Raw genomic sequence first — 4,389 nt, 5'->3', positions numbered from 1 at the left:
TTTTTTTTAGATCTTTTTACCGTTTGCTCAAGTTTCAAACAAATGAGGGTGAAATAGTAAAGAAACGCCTTACTATCGGTTGTTTTTTACACTCTTATTAACTATTTGCTATAAATTTCATTGCTATGTTCAATTAAGACGTTAAGATAGCAAGTTCACAATGTTAAATTAATGTTTATTTCCTGTTTATTGGTAGATCAAAAATGAAATTACCCGATCAAAAATCTTTTATCTTCGCAGTTATTCTTGCTGTTGTTGGTTTTGTTATCGTTAAGTTTGCGCTTGCAAGCCTAGCATTAGACCCTGCACTTCTATTCGGTGCCGGTTTATTAATTGGTGGTGTTGTTATTGCTGCAATGTCATCAGTAACTACAGAAGAAGCCGAAGTAAAAACAAAAACACTTTATGTTGGCAATCTTCCTTATCGCGCAAATGAAGGCGTTGTACGTGCTTTGTTCGAAGAGCAAGGCAAAGTCTTTAATGTTCGTTTACTAAAAGATAAAAACACTGGCAAACGACGTGGCTTTGGTTTTGTTGAAATGGCTCAAGCTGATGCAGATAACGCAATTGCTAAGTTAAACGATAGTGAGTTCCAACAACGTACTTTAAAAGTACGTGAAGCAAAACAAAAACAAGAAGATGATTCTAACTCTTATCGCTCAGAGTCGGATCAAACAGTGTAACTAGCTTAACCGCTAATTTATCACTACATACATCAGCCGTTGCATAATAGTGCAGCGGCTTTTTTATGTCCGCTTGGCAATCACTTAAATTTAGTAAATAACTAACCCGCTTCGCAATAGCTGCTCCAGAGTCTAACAACTTTATACGTGCTTTAAAGTAATCACTTATTGGTTTTGCAAGAATAGGAAAGTGAGTACAGCCTAATACCAGCACATCTATATCGTTATTAATATTTAACCGGTCTAACTCAGTGTGCAGCTTTTCAATATCTAAGTGTTGGGTAAAAAAGAATGCTTCTGCCAAGGTAACCAGTTCAACACTACTATATAAGCTTGTGGTTATAGATGAGGCATGCTCTTTAATTAGCGCATCTGTATATGAACTTGAAACCGTAGCGGGGGTTGCCAATAACCCAATATGCTTTGATTGTGTTATTTGTGCTGCGGGCTTAACTGCAGGTACAACCCCTACAATTGGAATATCTGTTATTTTTCGTACCGCACTTAACGCAGATGTTGAAGCGGTATTGCAGGCTATAACAATTAAGTCGACATTAAGTGACTCATCTTTGATAAATTGGATTAGTCCACATAAGCGATTAATAATGGTTTGCTGCGACTGTGCACCATAAGGCAATAATGCGTTATCCATGAAGTAACTGTATTGAGCGTGGGGAATGCTTTGCTGAATATGCTCAAGTACTGTGGTTCCACCTATACCTGAATCAAAGACCATGATGTGCGCTGACAAACTACCATTCCTACTCTTTACTTTGAACGGCAGTTTGCCATGAGGCTTTTATAAAAGAAAGTAGTTTTACTCAGCGTCTAGTTTTGCAGTAGCTGTGTTTAATTTATCTAAGTTTTCAAACATGGTGTTAGTGTAATCAACCAGTTTATCTATTTCTTGTTGATCTTGATTTAGCCATTGAATGATACCTGATAGCTGGCTTTCTAATCCTAATGCTTGCGCTTTAGAGTAAGCCGATTTTAGATCATCATTAAAAGGGGCTACAGTTTCGGCAATGGCTTTTTCTGATGTTGGCTTAATTTGTTCATACTCTTTAATAGCTGCCACAGTTTTACTTTGACGTAAGTCCATTGAAAATTCCACCAGCTGTTCATTTCCTAAGCTGAGTTCTTGGGCTTGTTCAAATGCTTTATCTAAGTCGCCACTGAAAAAGGTTTTACTTACATCTTGTAACTCTGTCATTAAATCATTTATAGCTTGCTGCTCGTCTTCATTAAGCTCTCCATTTACTGACATAGAAAATGATAACTCGCGAGATTCAGAAAATTGCGTACTAAATGCTTGCGAGCTTTCAGTTTGCTGATAGCGACTAGATGACTGAGATTGGTAAGCATCTGCAAAACTAATACTCACTTCATCACCTTCTGCGGTGGTAAAAGTGTAATCAGCGCTGTTACTAAGGTTCACATATTGCGATTGACTAACCGTTACGCTTGCCGGCTGAGGATTAAATAAGTTCTGCTCAAATTTATCAAGGCCATTGAAGATGCCCTCTTTTGATTTATTAATACCCTCTTCAAGCTCTTGATTAAATACGCCCATACCTTTTAATTCATCGACAGCTTCATCAACACCTGTTTGCACGCCTTTACGTGCCTGGTTAAGTATATCTTGTAGCTTGTCATCATCGGCACCATTGGCCTTGGCTTTTTTTACCGAGCTTGTCACAAAGTCTAAAACATTTTTGACGACTTCATTAAAATCAAACAATGGTTTGTCTTTTTTCGCTTCAGCAACCGGCAAACCTAATTCTTTTGCCATTTTGTCACCCAATACGGCAGCAGCCAATTCTTTTCCGCGTTGCTGATAGCTAGTTGGTGGGGAGTCTATTTTAGGCTGTGGCATTGCTTGTTTAGTATTGTATTTATTGGCATTGCTGTTTGGAACAAAACTAAAGTTACCTATTTTCATGAGAAGACTCCTATTTAGACATACTCTGTATATCGGCCAAGTAAGCCTATACTGTAGTAAAATGCTTAAAAAAAGCTCACTATATTTGATCAAAACTAGACAAATACGCTTCGCTCCCTACAATAGCGCCGATAAACAGATCTCAACGATAAGGTTATACCGTTAATGGCAGTTATAAATATAGATACCACGCAGTACGATGCACAATTAAATGAAAAAGAGCAGCGTATTACAGAGCAGTTTCAACGTTTCGGTGTAAAACAGTTAGAAGTATTTAGCTCTGAGCCTATTAACTACCGTCAACGTGCAGAATTTAGAGTATGGCACGATGGCGACGATCTGTTTCATATTATGTTTGATCAACAAACGAAAGATAAAATACGTGTTGATACCTTTGACCCTGCAGCTCCTTTAGTAGGTGAAGTTATGCAGGTAATGATTGATAACTTAAAAGGCTGCGAAGTACTGCGTCGTAAGCTATTTCAAATAGATTATTTATCGACCATCAGCGGTGAAATTTTAGTGAGCTTGCTTTATCACAAGCCACTTGATGAACACTGGTTAACTGAGATCAACGCCTTAAAGGAAAAGCTAAGTAACCAGTACAAAATTGACTTTATTGGCCGTGCACGTAAGCAAAAAGAAAAATTGGGCGATGACTTTGTCACTGAGCGCTTAATGGTGAATGGCCAAGAGCTAATCTATCAGCAGGTAGAAAATAGCTTTACTCAGCCTAATGCGAAGGTAAATATTAAGATGTTGGAGTGGGCACAAGAGCTATGTAAACCACTAAATAATGATTTACTAGAGCTATATTGTGGTAACGGAAACTTTTCAATTGCACTTGCGGACTCATTTAATAAAGTGCTGGCAACAGAAATATCAAAATCATCTGTGCATTCAGCGCAATATAATATTGCTCAAAACAAAGTAACTAACTTAGATATTATTCGCATGTCGAGCGAAGAGTTTACTCAGGCAATGAAAGGCGAGCGTACTTTCTCTCGCTTAGATGGTATTGACCTTAGTAGTTACAACTGCCAAACCATTCTAGTCGACCCACCTCGTGCTGGCATGGATACCCTAACGTGTGATTTAGTGGCTAACTATGAGAATATTATTTATATCTCATGTAACCCAGATACGTTAGAGCGCGATCTTGATCACTTAACACAAACCCATGAGGTTAAGCGCTTTGCAATATTTGATCAGTTCCCTTACACACACCATATTGAATCTGGTGTATTTTTACAGAAAAAATAAAATCTAATACTATAATACCAGCGCCTTGATGAGTGCTGGTATTTGCTCTTCACTAAATACTTTAACTTGATTCTTTACCAATAACTTAGCGGTCAGCCCCATGCCTTTTACTTTCACCCCACTATGGCTTCCATCATAAATTGTATTACGGCCACACGAAGGACTAGACTCTTTTAGTAAAGCAAAGCGAATATTATGCTTATTACAAAGGGCTAATGCTTTATTAGCGCCAGCTTCAAATGCACTTGTTACATCCTCAGCAGTATTTGTAATAACTCGATTTTGCTTTATCTCAGCGGGCGCTCTAGGCACGAGTAAACCACCAGCAATCTCAGGACAAAATACGATTAATCTATTTTGCTTTTGCCACAAATTAAGTTGAGGGTGCAATATTGTTTGGCCTTTACCATCATAACGAACTGGCAAACCTAACAAACAACTTGAGATTAAAATTTTTTCCATAATGAATTTTCTTCTTCAAATAAAAAAGCTCCTTTCGGA

At 37.8% G+C, this 4,389-nt stretch carries 5 protein-coding genes; 2 read left to right on the top strand and 3 right to left on the bottom strand.

What is annotated here, in order from left to right; all coding sequences use genetic code 11:
- Positions 1 to 203: 203 nt before the first annotated feature.
- A complete protein-coding gene (locus P20439_RS17805) occupies positions 204 to 683 on the top strand; it encodes an RNA-binding protein (protein WP_008113390.1) in 480 nt (159 codons plus the stop codon).
- Here the strand turns inward: P20439_RS17805 and murI are convergent.
- Both murI and P20439_RS17795 read right to left on the bottom strand, forming a co-directional pair.
- Positions 646 to 1,434, bottom strand: coding sequence for a glutamate racemase (gene murI, locus P20439_RS17800; RefSeq protein ID WP_008113392.1), 789 nt, complete (start codon positions 1,432 to 1,434; stop codon positions 646 to 648). The two genes, P20439_RS17805 and murI, sit on opposite strands and share 38 nt — an antisense overlap.
- A gap of 66 nt (positions 1,435 to 1,500) precedes the next feature.
- Positions 1,501 to 2,625, bottom strand: coding sequence for a DUF5610 domain-containing protein (locus tag P20439_RS17795; RefSeq protein ID WP_008113394.1), 1,125 nt, complete (start codon positions 2,623 to 2,625; stop codon positions 1,501 to 1,503).
- Positions 2,626 to 2,790: 165 nt separating this feature from the next.
- Between P20439_RS17795 and trmA the strand changes: the two genes are divergently transcribed.
- Positions 2,791 to 3,888, top strand: coding sequence for a tRNA (uridine(54)-C5)-methyltransferase TrmA (trmA, locus tag P20439_RS17790; RefSeq protein WP_008113395.1), 1,098 nt, complete (start codon positions 2,791 to 2,793; stop codon positions 3,886 to 3,888).
- Positions 3,889 to 3,897: 9 nt separating this feature from the next.
- Here the strand turns inward: trmA and P20439_RS17785 are convergent, their stop codons facing one another.
- Positions 3,898 to 4,350, bottom strand: coding sequence for a DUF523 domain-containing protein (locus tag P20439_RS17785; protein ID WP_008113397.1), 453 nt, complete (start codon positions 4,348 to 4,350; stop codon positions 3,898 to 3,900).
- Positions 4,351 to 4,389 lie beyond the last annotated feature (39 nt).

Origin of the sequence: Pseudoalteromonas sp. BSi20439 (assembly GCF_000241165.1) — a bacterium.
GTDB lineage: Bacteria > Pseudomonadota > Gammaproteobacteria > Enterobacterales > Alteromonadaceae > Pseudoalteromonas.
Note: the sequence above shows the minus strand (reverse complement) of the source record. Positions and strands in the feature narration are given on the sequence as shown.

Coding starts and splice junctions, on each gene's coding strand:
- P20439_RS17785 (WP_008113397.1), bottom strand. CDS start 4,350: ATGGAAAAAATTTTAATCTCAAGTTGTTTGTTAGGTTTGCCAGTTCGT.
- P20439_RS17805 (WP_008113390.1), top strand. CDS start 204: ATGAAATTACCCGATCAAAAATCTTTTATCTTCGCAGTTATTCTTGCT.
- P20439_RS17795 (WP_008113394.1), bottom strand. CDS start 2,625: ATGAAAATAGGTAACTTTAGTTTTGTTCCAAACAGCAATGCCAATAAA.
- trmA (WP_008113395.1), top strand. CDS start 2,791: ATGGCAGTTATAAATATAGATACCACGCAGTACGATGCACAATTAAAT.